This is a genomic window from Streptomyces sp. 5-10, assembly GCF_014712245.1.
GTDB lineage: Bacteria > Actinomycetota > Actinomycetes > Streptomycetales > Streptomycetaceae > Streptomyces > Streptomyces violaceusniger.
Genome location: NZ_JACVYG010000011.1, coordinates 104,049 through 119,167 on the forward strand (window position 1 = coordinate 104,049; position 15,119 = coordinate 119,167).

Consider the following 15,119-nt stretch of genomic DNA (forward strand, 5'->3'; position numbering starts at 1 on the left):
AGGTCCACCATGTCCGTGCCCCCGTCCGAAGCCCCGGCCCGGCCCATCGGGGTGATCCGGGTCCTCACCAGCGAGGACCCCGTCGCCGTCGCCACCCATGGCACGGCCATCGAGGAGCGCTACGGTCTGCCGACCGTCTCGCGGTGCATCCCCGACCAGCCTTACGGCATCCATGACGACGAGTCCGAGGCCCGCGCCGAACCCAAGATCGTGGCGCTCGCCCGGGAGTTGGCCGATGCCGGGGCGCAGGCGCTGATCATCAGCTGCGCCGCCGATCCGGCGCTCCAGGAGACGCGTCGGGCCGTGGGCGTCCCCGTCATCGGCGCGGGGTCGGCGGCCGCCGCCGTGGCCCTGGGCCTCGGCCGCGGGGTCGGGGTGCTGGGCATCCGGGACGAGGCACCGCCCGCCGTACGCGCCCTGCTCGGCGACCGCTTCACCGCCTCCGTCCGCCCCCACGGCGTCCACCGCACCACCGACCTGCTCGCCCCGGAGGGGCCCGCGGCGGTGCTGGAGGCCGCGGCCGGGCTCGTCGCGTCGGGCGCGGACACGCTGCTCCTCGCCTGTACCGGCCTGAACACCATCGGCGTCCGGCCCCTGCTGGAGCGGCGGCTCGGCGTCCCGGTCGTGGACCCGGTGCTCGCCGCCGGGCTGCTGGCCTCGTACGCGTACGGGGCCTGAGCAGCGGTCCACGGATTGCCGGGCAGCCATCAACGGATTGCCGGGCGCCGTCCACGCGTTGCCGGGCCGCACCCGGTGCCCGCACCGCACCCGGCGCCCGCCTCACACCAAGCTGTCCCGCCACGCCTGGTGCAGTGCCGCGAACCGGCCCTCGCCCGCGATCAGCCGGTCCGGCGGGCCGTCCTCGACGATCCGGCCGTCGGCCATGACCAGCACCCGGTCGGCCGTCTCGACCGTCGACAGCCGGTGGGCGATGACGACCGCCGTACGGCCACGCAGCACCGTGTCCATGGCGCGCTGCACCGCCCGCTCGCCCGGGATGTCGAGGGAGGAGGTGGCCTCGTCGAGGATGAGGACCGACGGATCGGCGAGCAGCGCGCGGGCGAACGCCACCAGTTGGCGCTGACCGGCGGAGATCCGGCCGCCGCGCTTGCGCACATCCGTGTCGTAGCCGTCGGGCAGCGCGGCGATGAAGTCGTGCGCGCCGATCGCCTTGGCCGCCTGCTCGATCTCGGCGCGGGTGGCGTCGGGGCGGCCGATGGTGATGTTGTCGGCGATCGTGCCGGAGAACAGGAACGCCTCCTGCGTCACCATGACCACACCGCGCCGCAGTTCGGGTATGGCCAGATCGCGCAGATCCACCCCGTCGAGCAGCACCCGGCCGTCACTGGGGTCGTAGAAGCGGGCCAGCAGCTTGGCGAGGGTGGACTTGCCCGCGCCGGTGGCCCCGACCACCGCGACCGTCTGCCCGGCGGGCAGCGTGAGGTCGAAGCGGGGCAACACCTCGCCGCCAGTGCGATAGGCGAAGCGCACCCCGTCGAAGACGACCTCCCGGCCGGGGGCCTTCGTCGGGCGCGGCGGCAGCGGCTTGGGCTCCGCGGGCTCGGGCACGGAGGGGCGCTGGGCCAGCAGGCCGGCGATCTTCTCCAGCGAGGCGGCCGCCGACTGGTAGGAGTTGAGGAACATCCCCAGCCGGTCGATCGGGTCGTACAGCCTGCGCAGATACAGCGCGGCCGCGGCGAGCACCCCGAGCGCGAGCGAACCGGAGGCCACCCGGTAGGCGCCCCAGAGCACGATGGCGGCCACCGCCGCGTTGGCCACCAGCCGGGAGCTGACCACATAGCGGGCCATCTCCAGGATCGCGTCCCCGTTGGCGCGCTCATGGCGGTGGTTCTGCTCGCCGAAGCGCGCGTCGTTGGCGCGCTCGCGGCGGAACGCCTGCACGGGGCGGATGCCGTTCATGGTCTCGGTGAACGTCACGATCACCGCCGCGATGGCCGTCGACCGCTTGCGGTACACCCGCATGGAGCGGCGCTGGAAGGAGCGGATCAGCAGATACAGCGGCCAGAAGGAGAGCACGGCCGCCCCGCCGAGACCCCAGTCCAGATACAGCAGCGTGATGGAGATGTAGACCACCGACAGCGCGACCCCGAGCAGCTCCTCCAGGCCCTCGATGAGCAGCTCGCGCAGCGACTCGACGTCCGTCGTGGCGCGGGAGATCAGCCGGCCGGAGGTGTACCGCTCGTGGAAGTCCACGCTCAGCGCCTGGGCATGGCGGAAGATCCGGCCGCGCAGATCCAGCAGCACGTCCTGGCTGATCCGGGCGGAGGCGCGGATGAACGCGTACTGCAGCGCCCCGGAGGCGAGCGCACAGCCCAGATAGCCCGCGCCGACGGCGATCAGCGGGCCGTGGTCGCCGTCGCCGAGGGCGGGCACGGCGCGGTCGATGGCGTACGCCACGAGCAGCGGACCCGCCTGGACGGCGGCCTGCTGGAGCAGCAGCGACACGGCCGCCAGCCACACCCGCCGCCGGTGCGGGGAGAGCAGCGAACGCAGCAGGGCCAGCGACGCCCCCTTGGGCACCGGCAGCACATCGCGGTCGAACGGGTCGTCGGACGCCGCCGCCCGGCCCCCGTCTCCGTCCTTGTCGTCCCGGTCGTCCCAGTCGTCCGTGCCCTCCCGCTCCTCCTCGACCGTGGTCATGGGCTTCCCTCCCCCTCCTCGGCTTCCTGACCGGACATCAGCGAGCGGTACTCCGCGCTCTCCCGCAGCAGCCGCTGATGGGTGCCGACGGCGGCGATGCGGCCCTCCGACAGCAGCGCGACCCGGTCGGCGAGCAGCACGGTGGACGGCCGGTGGGCGACGACCAGCGCGGTCGTGGACGCCAGCACCTGCCGCAGCGCCGCCTCCACCAGCGCTTCGGTGTGTACGTCGAGGGCGGACAGCGGATCGTCGAGCACCAGGAACCGGGGGCCGCCCACGACGGCCCGCGCCAGCGCGAGCCGCTGCCGCTGACCGCCGGACAGGCTCAGCCCCTGCTCGCCGACTTCGGTGTCGGTACCCTCGGGCAGGGCGTGCACGAAGTCGGCCTGCGCCACCTCCAGGGCCCGCAGCAGCTCCTCCCGCCCCGCGTCGGCGGCGCCCATGAGGACGTTCTCCCCGGCGGTGGCGGAGAACAGCGTGGGCTCCTCGAACGCGACGGCCACCAGGGCGCGCAGCTCCTCCCGGGAGAGGGCGGTGATGTCCCGCCCGTCGAGGGTGATCCGCCCGCGCGTGACCTCGTGGAGCCGGGGGACGAGGGCGGTAAGGGTGGTCTTCCCGGAGCCGGTCGCCCCGACCAGCGCCATGGTCTCGCCGGGCCGGATGTGGAGATCCACCCCGCGCAGCACGGGCGGCTCGCCGGGCGGCGCGTCCGCGTAGCCGAACTCCACCCCCTCGAACCGCAGCCCGCCCTCGCCTTTTCGCTCTTCGCCGTCCCCGCCGTCCTCGCCGTCCTCGCCGTCCTCGCGGCCCTCGCCGGGCTCCCGCGCGGGCGCGGGCGCGGGCCGGGCCCGGTCGGCGGCCGTGGCCGGTTCCGCGTCCATGACGTCGAAATAGCGGTCGGTGGCCGTGGCCGCGTCCTGGCTCATGGCGAGGAGGAAGCCCAGGGACTCCACCGGCCAGCGCAGCGTCAGGGCGGTGGAGAGGAAGGCGACCAGCGTGCCCGCCGACAGATCCCCGTCGGCCACCCGCACCGTGCCCAGCACCAGCGCCGCGCCGATCGCCAGCTCCGGCAGCGTCATGATCAGCGCCCAGATCGTGGCCAGCAGCCGCGCCTTGCGCAGCTCGGTGGAGCGGACCTGCTCGGACAGGGCGCGGAAGGCGCGGGCCTGGCTGCGGTGGCGGCCGAAGCCCTTGACGATCCGGACGCCCAGCACCCCCTCCTCCACGACCGTCGTCAGATCGCCGGTCTGGTCCTGCACGGTGCGGGCCACCGTCGAGTACCGCGACTCGAAAAGCGAGCACAGGATCATCAGCGGCACCGCCGGAACCATCAGGACCAGGCCCAGCGTCCACTCCTGGGACAGCAGAATGGCGAACCCGGCCAGGATGGTGACCCCGTTGACCACCAGGAAGGTGAGCGGGAAGGCCAGGAACATCCGCAGCAGCATCAGATCGGTCGTGGCCCGCGACAGCAGCTGACCGGAGGCCCAGCGGTCGTGGAAGGAGACCGGCAGCCGCTGCAGATGGCGGTAGAGATCGGCGCGCATCGCGGCCTCGACGGACGCCAGCGGCCGCCCCACCAGCCAGCGCCGCAGCCCGAACAGCGCGGCCTCTGCCGTGCCGAGGGCGAGCAGCAGCGCACCGCCCAGCCAGACCCCGCCCGGGTCCCGGTGGGCCACCGGCCCGTCCACCATCCACTTGAGGACCAGCGGGATGACCAGCCCCATACAGGAGGCGACGACCGCCACCCCGGCCGCGCCGAACAGCCGCGCCCGCACCGGGCGCACATATGGCCACAGCCGCAGGAGCGAACGCGTGGCGGAGCGGTGCCGCGGGGCGGCATCGCCTTCCTGGGCGCGGGGTTCACTCGTCACAGCCATCAGTGGGGAGACTACGGTCCGCCACTGACAGTGCTCACTCGGTTTTTTGGCGTAGGTCCACGGAGGTGAGGGCGCGCAGCAGCAGGACCGAGCGTTCCGGAAGCTCGATGGGCGCGCCCGCCGCGAGGAGTGTGCCCGGGGGCGCGTCCTGCTCCTCGCGGGCGGTGTCCAGCAGGAGTTCGTACCCCCGGGCCCAGGGCCGCCCGGGCAGGGTGAAGGTGACCGGGTGCGGGCCCGCGTGCAGCAGTGCCAGGAAGCTGTCGTCGGTGACCGGGGCGCCGTGCGGATCGCGCTGGGGCAGTTCGCGGCCCGACAGATAGGCCCCGAGGGCGGTGGTGGGCGCGTACCAGTCGGATTCGGTCATCTCGGTGCCGCGCGGGGTGAACCACGCCAGGTCGCGCAGTCCCTCCGGGGGCCGGGCCAGCCCGGAGAAGAAGGCCGGGCGGCGCAGCACCGGATGGGCCCGGCGCAGCCGTATCAGCCGGGCGGTGAGCTCGGTGAGGGCGCGCCAGCCCGGGTCCTCCAGCAGCGACCAGTCCAGCCAGCCGGTCTCGTTGTCCTGGCAGTACGCGTTGTTGTTGCCGCCCTGGGTGCGGCCCAGCTCATCGCCCGCGACCAGCATCGGCACCCCGGTGGACAGCAGCAGGGTGGCCAGCAGATTGCGCAGCTGGCGGCGGCGCAGCGCGCGGATGCCGGGGTCGTCGGTCTCGCCCTCGGCGCCGCAGTTCCAGGCGCGGTTGTCGGGGGAGCCGTCGCGATTGCCCTCCCCGTTGGCCTCGTTGTGCTTGCGCTCGTACGAGACCAGGTCGCGCAGGGTGAAACCGTCGTGCGCGGTGATGAAGTTGACCGAGGCGTACGGGCGGCGGCCGCCGCGCTCGTACAGATCGCTGGAGCCGGTGAGCCGGTAGCCCAGATCGCGGGCGTCGGGCAGCGCCCCGCGCCAGAAGTCCCGCACCGCGTCGCGGTAGCGGTCGTTCCACTCCGCCCACAGCGGCGGGAAGGCGCCCACCTGATAGCCGCCGGAGCCCACGTCCCACGGCTCCGCGATCAGTTTGACCCGGCGCAGCACCGGGTCCTGCGCGACCACGGCCAGGAAGGGGGAGAGCATGTCCACGCCGTGCGCGGCGCGGGCGAGCGCGCTGGCCAGGTCGAAGCGGAAGCCGTCCACGCCCATCTCGGTGACCCAGTAGCGCAGCGAGTCGGTGATCAGCCGCAGCACGTGGGGCTGGAGGACGTTGAGGGTGTTGCCGCAGCCGGTGAAGTCGGCGTAGCGGCGGGGGTCCTGCTGCAGCCGGTAGTAGCCGCGGTTGTCGACACCGCGCAGCGAGAGGGTGGGGCCCAGCTCATTGGCCTCGGCGGTGTGGTTGTAGACGACGTCGAGGATCACCTCGATCCCGGCGGCGTGCAGGGCCCGCACCATCCGCCGGAACTCCCCGACCTGCTGACCCCGGGTGCCGCCGGCCGCGTATCCGGCGTGCGGCGCGAAGTAACCGATGGAGTTGTAGCCCCAGTAGTTGCGCAACCCCCGCCGCAGCAGATGGTCCTCATGGGCGAACTGATGCACCGGCAGCAGCTCCACCGCCGTCACCCCGAGCCGGGTCAGGTGCTCGATCGCCGCCGGATGCGCCAGCCCCGCGTAGGTGCCGCGCAGTTCGGGCTCCACCCCGGGGTGGCGCATGGTGAAGCCGCGCACATGGAGCTCGTAGATCACCGACTCGGCCCAGGGCGTCTTGGGCCGCCGGTCCTCGGTCCACTCGTCGGGCGCGCCGTCCGCCGTGTCGTCGCCGACGACCACGCCCTTGGGGACGTACGGGGCGGAGTCGCGGTCGTCCCGTACGGTGTCCGCCACATGCTGCTGCGGCCAGTCCCGCACATGTCCGTAGACCTCCGCGGGCAGTGCGAAGTCCCCGTCCACGGCGCGGGCGTAGGGATCCAGCAGCAGCTTCGCCGGATTCCAGCGGGCGCCGGTCCAGGGGTCCCAGCGGCCGTGCACGCGGTAGCCGTAGCGGCGGCCGGGCAGCACACCGGGGACGAAGCCGTGCCAGACCTCGTGGGTGAGCTCGGTGAGCGGACGGCGGAGCTCGTGGCCGTCGTCGTCGAACAGACACAGCTCGACGGCCTCGGCACCGCCCGCCCACAGCGCGAAGTTGGTCCCCCACGCCCCGTCAGGCCCCCGGCAGGGGCGGGCGCCCAGCGGCTCCGGGCTGCCCGGCAGCACGGCGGGGCCCGCCGCGGGGGCGGGGGACCGGTCGCGGCGCGGCGCGACGGCCGTGGGGCGGTGGCCGGCGGGGTGCCCCACCGCCGTCGCCGAGGGGCGTGCGGGGGTGCCGTCGCGCGTCTCCCGCTGGGCTGCGCGCGTCTCCTGCTCGGCTGCACTGGACACATCGGCCTCCGCGGCTCGCGGCCAACCGCCTCCGCTCGGCCGGAGGGAGGCGGGCAGCACCTCCTGGCGGGCCGGTGGGCCCGCGGTGTCCCGTACCGCACGGCCCGGCCCGCGCCCTCCCACCTGTTCTGCCCGTAATCCCGCCGACTCGCACGTTTTCCGGCACCGCCACCGGCCGATCACCCTGGGACCTCTCCGGCCCCGGGACTGAAACGTGACCATCGGGGGGAGCCCACTGTCGGTGGCGTGTGATTACCTATCGCCAGGCGCGCCTGCGCGTGATCAGGGGTTGCCGCGGGGGCGCGGCCCTGGGGAGGGGAGAGTTGTTGTGACGGTGCGGCGGATACCGGGGGCGGCGCGGGGCGGCCGCAAGGGGCTTCTCGCCCTGCTGCTCGGGGCGTTGCTGATGGCGGTGGCCGCGTGCGGCGGCTCCGACGAGGACGGTAAGAAGGGCGGGGACGGCAAGGGGGACCGGCCCAAGACCTCCCGGGCCGTGGTGACCATAGCGCCCAAGGACGGCGCCAAGGGCGTGGACACCAGCGGCGCGCTGAAGGTCACCTCGGCGAAGGGCACCCTGTCCTCGGTCAAGGTCAAGGACGCGAAGGGCACCGCGGTCGAGGGGAAGATCGCCCAGGGCGGGAAGAGCTGGCGGCCCGACGCCCATCTCCGCTCGGACACCACCTACACGGTGGACGCGGTCGCCAAGGACGCCCAGGGCCTGACCGCCACCAAGCACGCGACCTTCACCACCCTCCGCCCCAAGAACACCTTCCTGGGCGTCTACACCCCGGAGGACGGCTCCACGGTCGGCGTCGGCATGCCGGTCTCGCTCCACTTCACCCGAGGCATCACCCACCCGGCGGACGTGGAGAAGGGGATAAAGGTCAGCGCCTCGCCGTCGGTGCCGATCGAGGGCCACTGGTTCGGCAACGACCGGCTGGACTTCCGGCCGGAGAAGTACTGGAAGCCCGGCACCAAGGTGACGCTCCGTATGGACCTCGACGGGATCGAGGGCAGGCCGGGGGTGTACGGCGAGCAGCGGAAGTCCGTGACGTTCACCATCGGCCGCAGCCAGATCTCCGTCGTCGACGCCAAGTCCAAGAAGATGACGGTCAAGCGGGACGGCAAGACCATCAAGACCATCCCCATCACCTCCGGCGCGCCCGGCCACGAGACCTACAACGGCAAGATGGTGATCAGCGAGAAGCATCCGGTGACCCGGATGAACGGCGCCACGGTCGGCTTCGACGGGGAGTACGACATCAAGGACGTGCCGCACGCCATGCGGCTGTCGACCTCGGGCACCTTCATCCACGGCAACTACTGGGCGGGGCGGGCCACGTTCGGTTCGTCCAATGTCAGCCACGGCTGTGTGGGCCTGTTCGACCAGCGCGGCGGAGGGGACTCCTCCACCCCGGCGTCCTGGTTCTTCCGGAAGTCGATCATCGGCGATGTGGTCATCGTGAAGAACTCCCATGACGCGACCATCCAGCCGGACAACGGGCTCAACGGCTGGAACATGTCCTGGGAGAAGTGGAAGGCGTGACCTGGGCCGGTGTCCGGGCGCCCCGTTGAGGGCGCCCCGGCACCCGCCCCGCGCCGCCCCGGCACCCGCCCCGCGCTGCCCCGGCATCCCCCGGCGCCCCTGCCCGGCACTCGCCCCGGCCCTCCGCTCCCGTGTTAGCGGGCGCTAACCTGCGCACATGACTGTGAACCTCGAGGTTGCCGACGGCGTTGCCACCTTCCGCCTTGACCGCCCCCCGATGAACGCGCTCGACATCGCCACCCAGGACCGGCTGCGGGAGCTCGCGGCCGAGGTGACCCGCCGCGACGACGTACGCGCGGTGGTCGTCTGGGGCGGTGAGAAGGTGTTCGCGGCCGGTGCGGACATCAAGGAGATGCGGGAGATGGACCACGCCGCGATGGTGGTCCGCTCCGGTGACCTACAGGAGTCCTTCACCGCCGTGGCCCGGATTCCCAAGCCCGTGGTCGCCGCCGTCACCGGCTACGCCCTCGGCGGCGGCTGCGAGCTGGCGCTGTGCGCCGACTTCCGGATCGCCGCCGAGAACGCCAAGCTCGGCCAGCCCGAGATCCTGCTCGGCCTGATCCCGGGCGCGGGCGGCACCCAGCGGCTGGCCCGGCTGGTCGGCCCGGCCAAGGCCAAGGACCTCATCTTCACGGGCCGTCAGGTCAAGGCCGACGAGGCGCTCGCCATGGGCCTGGTGGACCGGGTCGTACCGGCCGAGGAGGTCTATGAGCAGGCCCATGCCTGGGCGGCGAAGCTGGCCAAGGGACCGGCGATCGCTCTGCGCGCGGCCAAGGAGGCGGTGGACCGGGGTCTTGAGACGGACCTCGACAGCGGTCTCGCCATCGAACGGAGCTGGTTCGCCGGGCTGTTCGCCACCGAGGACCGGGAGATCGGGATGCGCAGCTTTGTCGAGGACGGGCCGGGCAAGGCCACGTTCCGCTGACCCCCGACCGGTTCTGATCGCCTCGGCCGGGGTGTGCGGGGCCACCCCGGCCGAGGCCGTTGCGCCGCGTATGCCCCGTGCGAGCGAATTTTCTTCGCCAACCATCGGCCCTCGACCGACCCGGTCCGGTACGCTGGGTGATCACGCGTACGCGCGGTGACATCGCTGGTCAGATGGGGCGTTGCGGTTCTCCAACTGCCTTTGGCATATGTCGGATCGGATTTATGGAGCCTGGGGCTCCGGTGTTCGGAATCCCATGGTTCCGCCCCGGATGGCCTTTTGGGCGGCCATGATGGGGGGCATGGCGGGCTTGGAGGGAATGGAGCAGCCGCGGCAGCGCACTGGTACGGCTGCGGTGCGGGGGGTGTCGTCCGTCGAGGACGATCCGGCCCTCAGGGCGCTTGACCTCTTCGGGAACCCCGCGTGCGAGGAGGTGCGGCTGCCCTCCCGCCCCGAGTCCGCGGGGACCGCCCGCCGGATGGCCGAATTCGTGGTGGCGCGGGACTGGGGGCTGGGTCTTCAGCTCGCCGAGCACACGGTGCTGCTGGTCTCCGAGCTCGTCGGCAACGCCGTACGGCACACCGGCGCCCGCACCTTCGGGCTGCGGATGCTGCGGCGGCGCGGCTGGATCCGGGTCGAGGTCCGCGACCCCTCCCGGGGGCTGCCGTGTCTGATGCCGGTGGGGGAGCTGGATACCAGCGGGCGCGGGCTGATGCTGGTCGACCAGCTCTCCCAGCGGTGGGGGGTCGATCTGCTGCCGTGCGGCAAGACGACCTGGTTCGAGATGCGCGTGGCGGAAAACTGACCCTCCGTGCGCCGGTGTGGACCTCGCGCGGAGCGTGAAAGAGCTGAAAGGGGCCCCCGTGTCGTCGCGCGCCGACGGCACGGGGGCCCCTTCCCGTCCCCGGCCATGGCGCGAAAGGGGTGTTCGCCATGGCATTCGGGGGAAGCGACCTCGCTCGGGTCAATGGGGGCCGCGGCCCCGACTATCGCAGAGACGGTAGATCAGTTCCAAGCCAATCCCAGGTGAGGTGTAACACTTGCCTTGTTAATGGCGGGTAGAGCGGCAAATTTCCTTCGTTGTCTACCGGTTTCTTTCGAAACTCCAGTGGTCCAGACCGTGACACGAAATCTTTCTTTGCTCGTCGGTTCTTGGCATGGCCCTGTCGAGCACTCACCATGGAACCGCGCTACGCGCGTCACACCCCCACGCGTCACCCCCTTTGTCCCCGCTACGACATTCGGGAGACCCCCCATGGAAGCGCACGGCCGCACCCCCACCCGCCGCGCCCTGCTCCGCTCGGGCGCCTATCTCGCCACCGCCGCCACCGGACTCGCCGCAACCGCCACCACCGCAACCGCCACCACCGCCCACGCCGACGGCAGACACCGCCGCCGCGCGGCCGCCTATCCCCCCACCCACTGGATCCCGGCCTCCACCTCCAACTACCGCGTCTCCAGCCGCCCGACCTCGTATCCGATCGACTTCATCGTCATCCATGTGACCCAGGAGACCTTCCCGGACGCGATGAAGATCTTCCAGGACCCGGCCAAACAGGTGTCCACCCACTACATGGTCGCCTCGGCCGACGGCTACATCGGGCAGTTCGTCCGGGAGAAGGACGTCGCCTGGCACGCGGGCAACAAGGACTACAACAACCGCAGCATCGGCATCGAGCACGAGGGCTGGGTGGACGACCCCAAGTGGTTCACGGACGAGATGTACGCCTCGTCCGCCGCCCTGACCGCGGCCGTCTGCGACCGCTACGGCATCCCCAAGAATCGGGACCACATCATCGGCCATGTGGAGGTCCCGGGCACCGACCACACCGACCCCGGCCCGCTGTGGGACTGGGACCGCTACATGAGGCTGGTCAACGGAGGGAGCCGGGTACACCGCGGAGTCTGAGGCCGCGAACCGCGGCGTACGCCGTGGGCGCCGTGTGCGCCGCGAACCGGATGCCGAGCGCGCCGTGACACGGCCGAGACGAACCGGCCACCCCCGACCGCTAATCTGTGCGGGTCAGCAAACGCACGGAAGGGGCGGAACAGGTGGCGGACATCGAGGCGGCGCGCAAGGCGTTCGAGCGGTATGACCTCAACGGTGACGGCCAGATCACCGCGGCCGAGTACAAGAGCGTGATGGCGCAGCTGGGGGACCCGTATGTCACGGAGCCCGTCGCCCAGGCCGTCATCAACGCCCACGACTCCAACGGTGACGGGCTGCTCACCTTCGACGAGTTCTGGGCGGCCCAGAACAAGAGCGGTGAGAAGACCGCCTGAAAGCGGCGAGAAGACCGCCTGAAACAGGCCGCGAGCGGACCCGCCGAGCAGGCCGAAGACCGGCTGGCTGAGCGGGCCGAAGACCGGCGACACGGGCCGTACGGACGACGGCGCGGCCGGCGCGTCAGCGCCAGCCGCGCCGCTGTGCGCCGGCCCGCCGTCTGCGGTCGTTGCACAGCAGACAGCGGCCGTAGCCGGGCGGCAGCGGGTCCTCCGGATCCCCGTACAGCGGATCGACGGCCCCGCGCGGATGCTCCGGGCAGCCCGTGGAACCGTGCTCGGCGGTCAGCGAACCGGCCGCGGCGAGCGCCCGGCGCAGGGCGTCGGTGAGCAGCTCGGTCTCCGGCCCGGAGGGTGCGGCGTCCAGCGAGAAGGCGATGTCCGACGCGGTGGTGAGCGCGCTGCGGAGTTCGCGCAGGTCTGCGTAACTCATACCGGGCAGCGTAGGCGCCCCCACCGACAACGCCCCGAGGGGCCCGGGCCCGGGGCGCCCGGCCAGGCCCCGTTGGCCCGGGGCCCGGTCAGGCCTTCTCCACGTCCTCCACGTCCTCCACGTCCTCCGCCGTGTGGACGTCCGCCACGTCCTCCGTCTCCTCATCCGCGGTGAGTGCCGCCCGGCTGGGGTCGGCCCAGGCCTGGAGCGCGGACTTGCTGGAGAAGTTCGCCACGTCCTTGTCCAGCGGGCGATCGGTGTACTGGTGGATCCGCCACTTCGCCTTGATGCGCGGCTTGCCCGCCGTCACGTAGTCCGCTATCCACAGGCCGTCGCCGGCGTACGACGTGGTGTCGTGGTTGAGCCAGAAGTTCCGGTTGCAGTAGAGCATCACCCGGTGCGTGGGCCGCAGCTTCTTGACCTCGCGGATGAACCGGTCCTTCTCGGCGTTGCTGGCGCGGGTGCCGGAACCGGTGGTCTCCCAGTCCACGGCGAGCAGATCGTGCTTCTGGGACGCGCACTTCTCGACGAAGTAGCGCGCCTGTGCCGAGATGTTGCCCGGCCACAGGAAGTGGTAGAAGCCGACGACGCATCCCGCCTTGCGCGCCCGGGACGCCTGCGAGGCCTGCTTCGGGTTGATGTACGACCGGCCTTCGGTGGCCTTGATGAAGACGAAGGCCAGTCCGTCCGCGTCGAACGTGGACTGGTGCGAACTCACGTCGATGCCGTGCAGCATGGCGCCTACCTCGGGTCAAGAACGGGGTGAATACACGGGTGTTATTCCCCCTCTCGTAGGCAGGACCCTACTGGGACGGGATCGCGATCCGCAGCCGTTTCGGTGCCACCCACGGGGAGACGGGCGGGAGGAGAAGCGGACCCGAGGGTTTGGCCATCCCCCGGGCCCTGTGATGCCGCCCAACTGCGCACGCCCACCCGGATGGGAACGGGTCAGTCTGATGTCGTCGTGTTCTTCCGTTGAACTACCGCTCCACGAAGCGGGGCGGGCCGGATTCGAACCGGCATCCGACGACGGAGCCCGTGCCCGGTCGGTGAGGCGATCGGCGGCGAATGCTGAGGCTGGAGCGAGAATCTGAGATTGAACGCGTGCCACGGGCGCACGGCCCGCCCGAAGACCGGGGGCTAATCCCGGCTACCTCCTGGGACGGACCGTCCCCTCTCGTGACCAAGTGCTCGAAGGAGGTGGTCAAAACCTCCCAACGCAACCGCGTGCATCACGACGAGCTTCAGTATCAGCTTGCGCTCCTCGCGCACCCCGCACCGCCGCTTGACCCAGCGGCCAGGGAGTCCATGACGCTACCCGAACAGGTAGCCGAAGACCACCTCACCCACGCGCTGATCGGTGACCTCGACGCCGTCGGCCTCCTCGCGGGCGTACTTGACCGCCTGCTGGAGCTTCTCCACCCGGTCGAGCACCTCATTGACGCGCCGCGCCGGGAGGGCGCCGGAGAACTTCACGGTCGTCCAGTAGCCCACCGGGATGTCCTCGTAGTACACCTCGACCTGCGCCGGGTGCTTCTCCGTGGCCTCCGCCTTCACATGGTTTCTGGGCACCTTCTTCGTACGGACGGTCCGCACGGCCTCGGTCTTCCAGCAGTCCGTCGACGGGTCGAGCGACCACGACTCGGCGGCGTCCAGGGTCGGCAGCCGGCGGATGAAGGTGGCGAGATCCGTCAGCTGCTTCTCCAGGAACAGCAGATACGAGACCGGCACATCACGCAGCAGCGTGCGTCCCTCGACCTCGATGTCCGCGCGGGCCTCGCAGTTCGTCCAGTCCTTGGTGGCGGTCACATCGAACAGCCGGGTCAGCGTGGTCGCGGTCTCCCGGAGGACGTCCTCCGCCTTCACCTGCACCCGCGTCGACTCGGGCGGCAGCTGCTCGCCCTCCTCGTCCTTCGGCTGATACGTCCGGGAAATCCCCGCCAGCAGCGCCGGCTTGTCCAGCCGGCGCTGGGACGCCGTCAGGTCCGCTTGCGTCTTGGACTTGACGCCCTTCTCCACTGCGATGATCTGATTGAGTTTCGCCACGTGAGGGACGCTAGCAGTGCGGAACGCCCGCTCTCGAACGATATTCGAGGCGGCCTTCAGGGATGCTGGGGTGGCCTTCAGGAGCGCTGAGGCGGCCTTCAGGGGTGCTGGGGCGGCCTTAAGGGGCGCCTCCGTCCCCTCGGCGGGCGGATGGTCCGTGCGTACCAGGCCGACGAGGCCACCGCGGGCCCGGCCGCGAGACCGGTCACGGCGATGAGGAAGACGACGATCAGCCAGGTCAGAAGGGTGAAGACGGGGCCGAGCGGGCCGAAGTCGGCGAGGCTGCGGGCCATGGCCACGGGCATGAGCAGCCGGGAGAGGTAACCCAGCAGGACGGTCCCCACGCCGGCGAGCACGGCGCCCGGCAGCAGATGCGTCCAGGTGACGCGGCCGCTCAGCAGGAGGTGCTGGGTCCACCACCACAGCAGAACGGCCGACAGCAGGGACAGCGCGAGTCCGGAGACGACGCCCGTGCCGAACCCCTTGCGCACCGGCGCCTGGACGAGGAGCACCGCGAGCCAGACGAGCAGCCACAGCAGCCAGCGCCACGCCGTGACGCGCACGGCCGCCCTGGGCAGCCCCCAGCACCGTTCGCAGATCGCCTGGAGCGCCCTGCTGAACGCCGTAGCGGACACCAGGGCGACCAGCAGTCCGACCGCCCCCGAGGTGTTCTTGGCCGTTCCCCGGGTGGTGAACGTACGGCGTACCTCGTCGAGGACGTCACCGCGCACACCCACCACCGAGCGCAGGGAGTCGGCCAGGAGGTGTTGCAGCGTATCGGGGACGAAGGCCGCCACCGCCATCAGCAGGGGGAGGGCGGTGAGGAACGCCTGGGCCGCCAGCCGGGTGGCGGCTTCCAGCACGTTCACCGCCACCAGCCGCTCCAGGGACCGGGCGGCCAGGCCACCGCCGATCGCGGTCGTGACGGCCTCCCACAGCGTCCGCAGCGCCCTCATGGCCTT

At 71.6% G+C, this 15,119-nt stretch carries 12 protein-coding genes; 6 read left to right on the plus strand and 6 right to left on the minus strand.

Features of this window, described 5'->3' with window-relative positions; all coding sequences use genetic code 11:
- Nucleotides 1-9 precede the first annotated feature (9 nt).
- Complete coding sequence (locus IEJ02_RS16045; RefSeq protein WP_191065504.1) at nucleotides 10-678, plus strand: aspartate/glutamate racemase family protein; 669 nt, start codon at nucleotides 10-12, stop codon at nucleotides 676-678.
- A gap of 102 nt (nucleotides 679-780) precedes the next feature.
- On the opposite strand, the gene IEJ02_RS51070 is transcribed toward IEJ02_RS16045, so the two are convergent.
- On the minus strand, nucleotides 781-4,458 hold the full coding sequence (locus IEJ02_RS51070; RefSeq protein ID WP_370467060.1) for an ABC transporter ATP-binding protein: 3,678 nt from the start codon (nucleotides 4,456-4,458) through the stop codon (nucleotides 781-783).
- Nucleotides 4,459-4,575: 117 nt separating this feature from the next.
- Nucleotides 4,576-6,924 carry a glycogen debranching protein GlgX gene (gene glgX / locus IEJ02_RS16060; RefSeq protein ID WP_191065507.1) on the minus strand — a complete coding sequence of 783 codons (2,349 nt, stop codon included), beginning with the start codon at nucleotides 6,922-6,924 and terminating at the stop codon, nucleotides 4,576-4,578.
- A 328-nt stretch (nucleotides 6,925-7,252) separates the two neighbouring features.
- On the opposite strand from glgX, the gene IEJ02_RS16065 reads away from it, so the two are divergent.
- The 5 genes from IEJ02_RS16065 to IEJ02_RS16085 all read left to right on the plus strand — a co-directional run bounded on the left by IEJ02_RS16065 (nucleotide 7,253) and on the right by IEJ02_RS16085 (nucleotide 11,678).
- Nucleotides 7,253-8,470: a L,D-transpeptidase gene (locus tag IEJ02_RS16065; protein ID WP_191065508.1), complete on the plus strand. Its 1,218-nt coding sequence runs from the start codon at nucleotides 7,253-7,255 to the stop codon at nucleotides 8,468-8,470.
- Nucleotides 8,471-8,627: 157 nt separating this feature from the next.
- Nucleotides 8,628-9,395, plus strand: a complete 768-nt coding sequence (locus IEJ02_RS16070) for an enoyl-CoA hydratase/isomerase family protein (RefSeq protein WP_191065509.1) — start codon at nucleotides 8,628-8,630, stop codon at nucleotides 9,393-9,395.
- Between the two features lie 301 nt (nucleotides 9,396-9,696).
- Complete coding sequence (locus IEJ02_RS16075) at nucleotides 9,697-10,200, plus strand: ATP-binding protein (protein ID WP_165556277.1); 504 nt, start codon at nucleotides 9,697-9,699, stop codon at nucleotides 10,198-10,200.
- A gap of 450 nt (nucleotides 10,201-10,650) precedes the next feature.
- Nucleotides 10,651-11,304, plus strand: coding sequence for an N-acetylmuramoyl-L-alanine amidase (locus IEJ02_RS16080; protein WP_191065510.1), 654 nt, complete (start codon nucleotides 10,651-10,653; stop codon nucleotides 11,302-11,304).
- Between the two features lie 143 nt (nucleotides 11,305-11,447).
- Nucleotides 11,448-11,678, plus strand: a complete 231-nt coding sequence (locus tag IEJ02_RS16085) for an EF-hand domain-containing protein (protein WP_037960901.1) — start codon at nucleotides 11,448-11,450, stop codon at nucleotides 11,676-11,678.
- A 124-nt stretch (nucleotides 11,679-11,802) separates the two neighbouring features.
- On the opposite strand, the gene IEJ02_RS16090 is transcribed toward IEJ02_RS16085, so the two are convergent.
- The 4 genes from IEJ02_RS16090 to IEJ02_RS16105 all read right to left on the minus strand — a co-directional run bounded on the left by IEJ02_RS16090 (nucleotide 11,803) and on the right by IEJ02_RS16105 (nucleotide 15,113).
- The gene (locus IEJ02_RS16090) at nucleotides 11,803-12,111 is read right to left on the minus strand and encodes a hypothetical protein (RefSeq protein WP_137979671.1); all 309 of its coding nucleotides are present in this window, start codon (nucleotides 12,109-12,111) and stop codon (nucleotides 11,803-11,805) included.
- An 88-nt stretch (nucleotides 12,112-12,199) separates the two neighbouring features.
- Nucleotides 12,200-12,847: a glycoside hydrolase family 25 protein gene (locus tag IEJ02_RS16095; protein WP_191065511.1), complete on the minus strand. Its 648-nt coding sequence runs from the start codon at nucleotides 12,845-12,847 to the stop codon at nucleotides 12,200-12,202.
- 578 nt (nucleotides 12,848-13,425) lie between these two features.
- Entirely contained in the window at nucleotides 13,426-14,157 is a 732-nt protein-coding gene (locus tag IEJ02_RS16100) for a DUF7873 family protein (protein WP_191065512.1), read from the minus strand.
- 98 nt (nucleotides 14,158-14,255) lie between these two features.
- Nucleotides 14,256-15,113, minus strand: coding sequence for a YhjD/YihY/BrkB family envelope integrity protein (locus tag IEJ02_RS16105; RefSeq protein WP_191065513.1), 858 nt, complete (start codon nucleotides 15,111-15,113; stop codon nucleotides 14,256-14,258).
- Nucleotides 15,114-15,119 lie beyond the last annotated feature (6 nt).

Excerpts from the sequence above, each read along its gene's own strand:
- IEJ02_RS16075 (WP_165556277.1), top strand. The coding sequence starts at position 9,697 with ATGGCGGGCTTGGAGGGAATGGAGCAGCCGCGGCAGCGCACTGGTACG.
- IEJ02_RS16080 (WP_191065510.1), top strand. The coding sequence starts at position 10,651 with ATGGAAGCGCACGGCCGCACCCCCACCCGCCGCGCCCTGCTCCGCTCG.
- IEJ02_RS16090 (WP_137979671.1), bottom strand. The coding sequence starts at position 12,111 with ATGAGTTACGCAGACCTGCGCGAACTCCGCAGCGCGCTCACCACCGCG.
- IEJ02_RS16105 (WP_191065513.1), bottom strand. The coding sequence starts at position 15,113 with ATGAGGGCGCTGCGGACGCTGTGGGAGGCCGTCACGACCGCGATCGGC.
- IEJ02_RS16070 (WP_191065509.1), top strand. The coding sequence starts at position 8,628 with ATGACTGTGAACCTCGAGGTTGCCGACGGCGTTGCCACCTTCCGCCTT.
- IEJ02_RS16045 (WP_191065504.1), top strand. The coding sequence starts at position 10 with ATGTCCGTGCCCCCGTCCGAAGCCCCGGCCCGGCCCATCGGGGTGATC.
- IEJ02_RS16095 (WP_191065511.1), bottom strand. The coding sequence starts at position 12,847 with ATGCTGCACGGCATCGACGTGAGTTCGCACCAGTCCACGTTCGACGCG.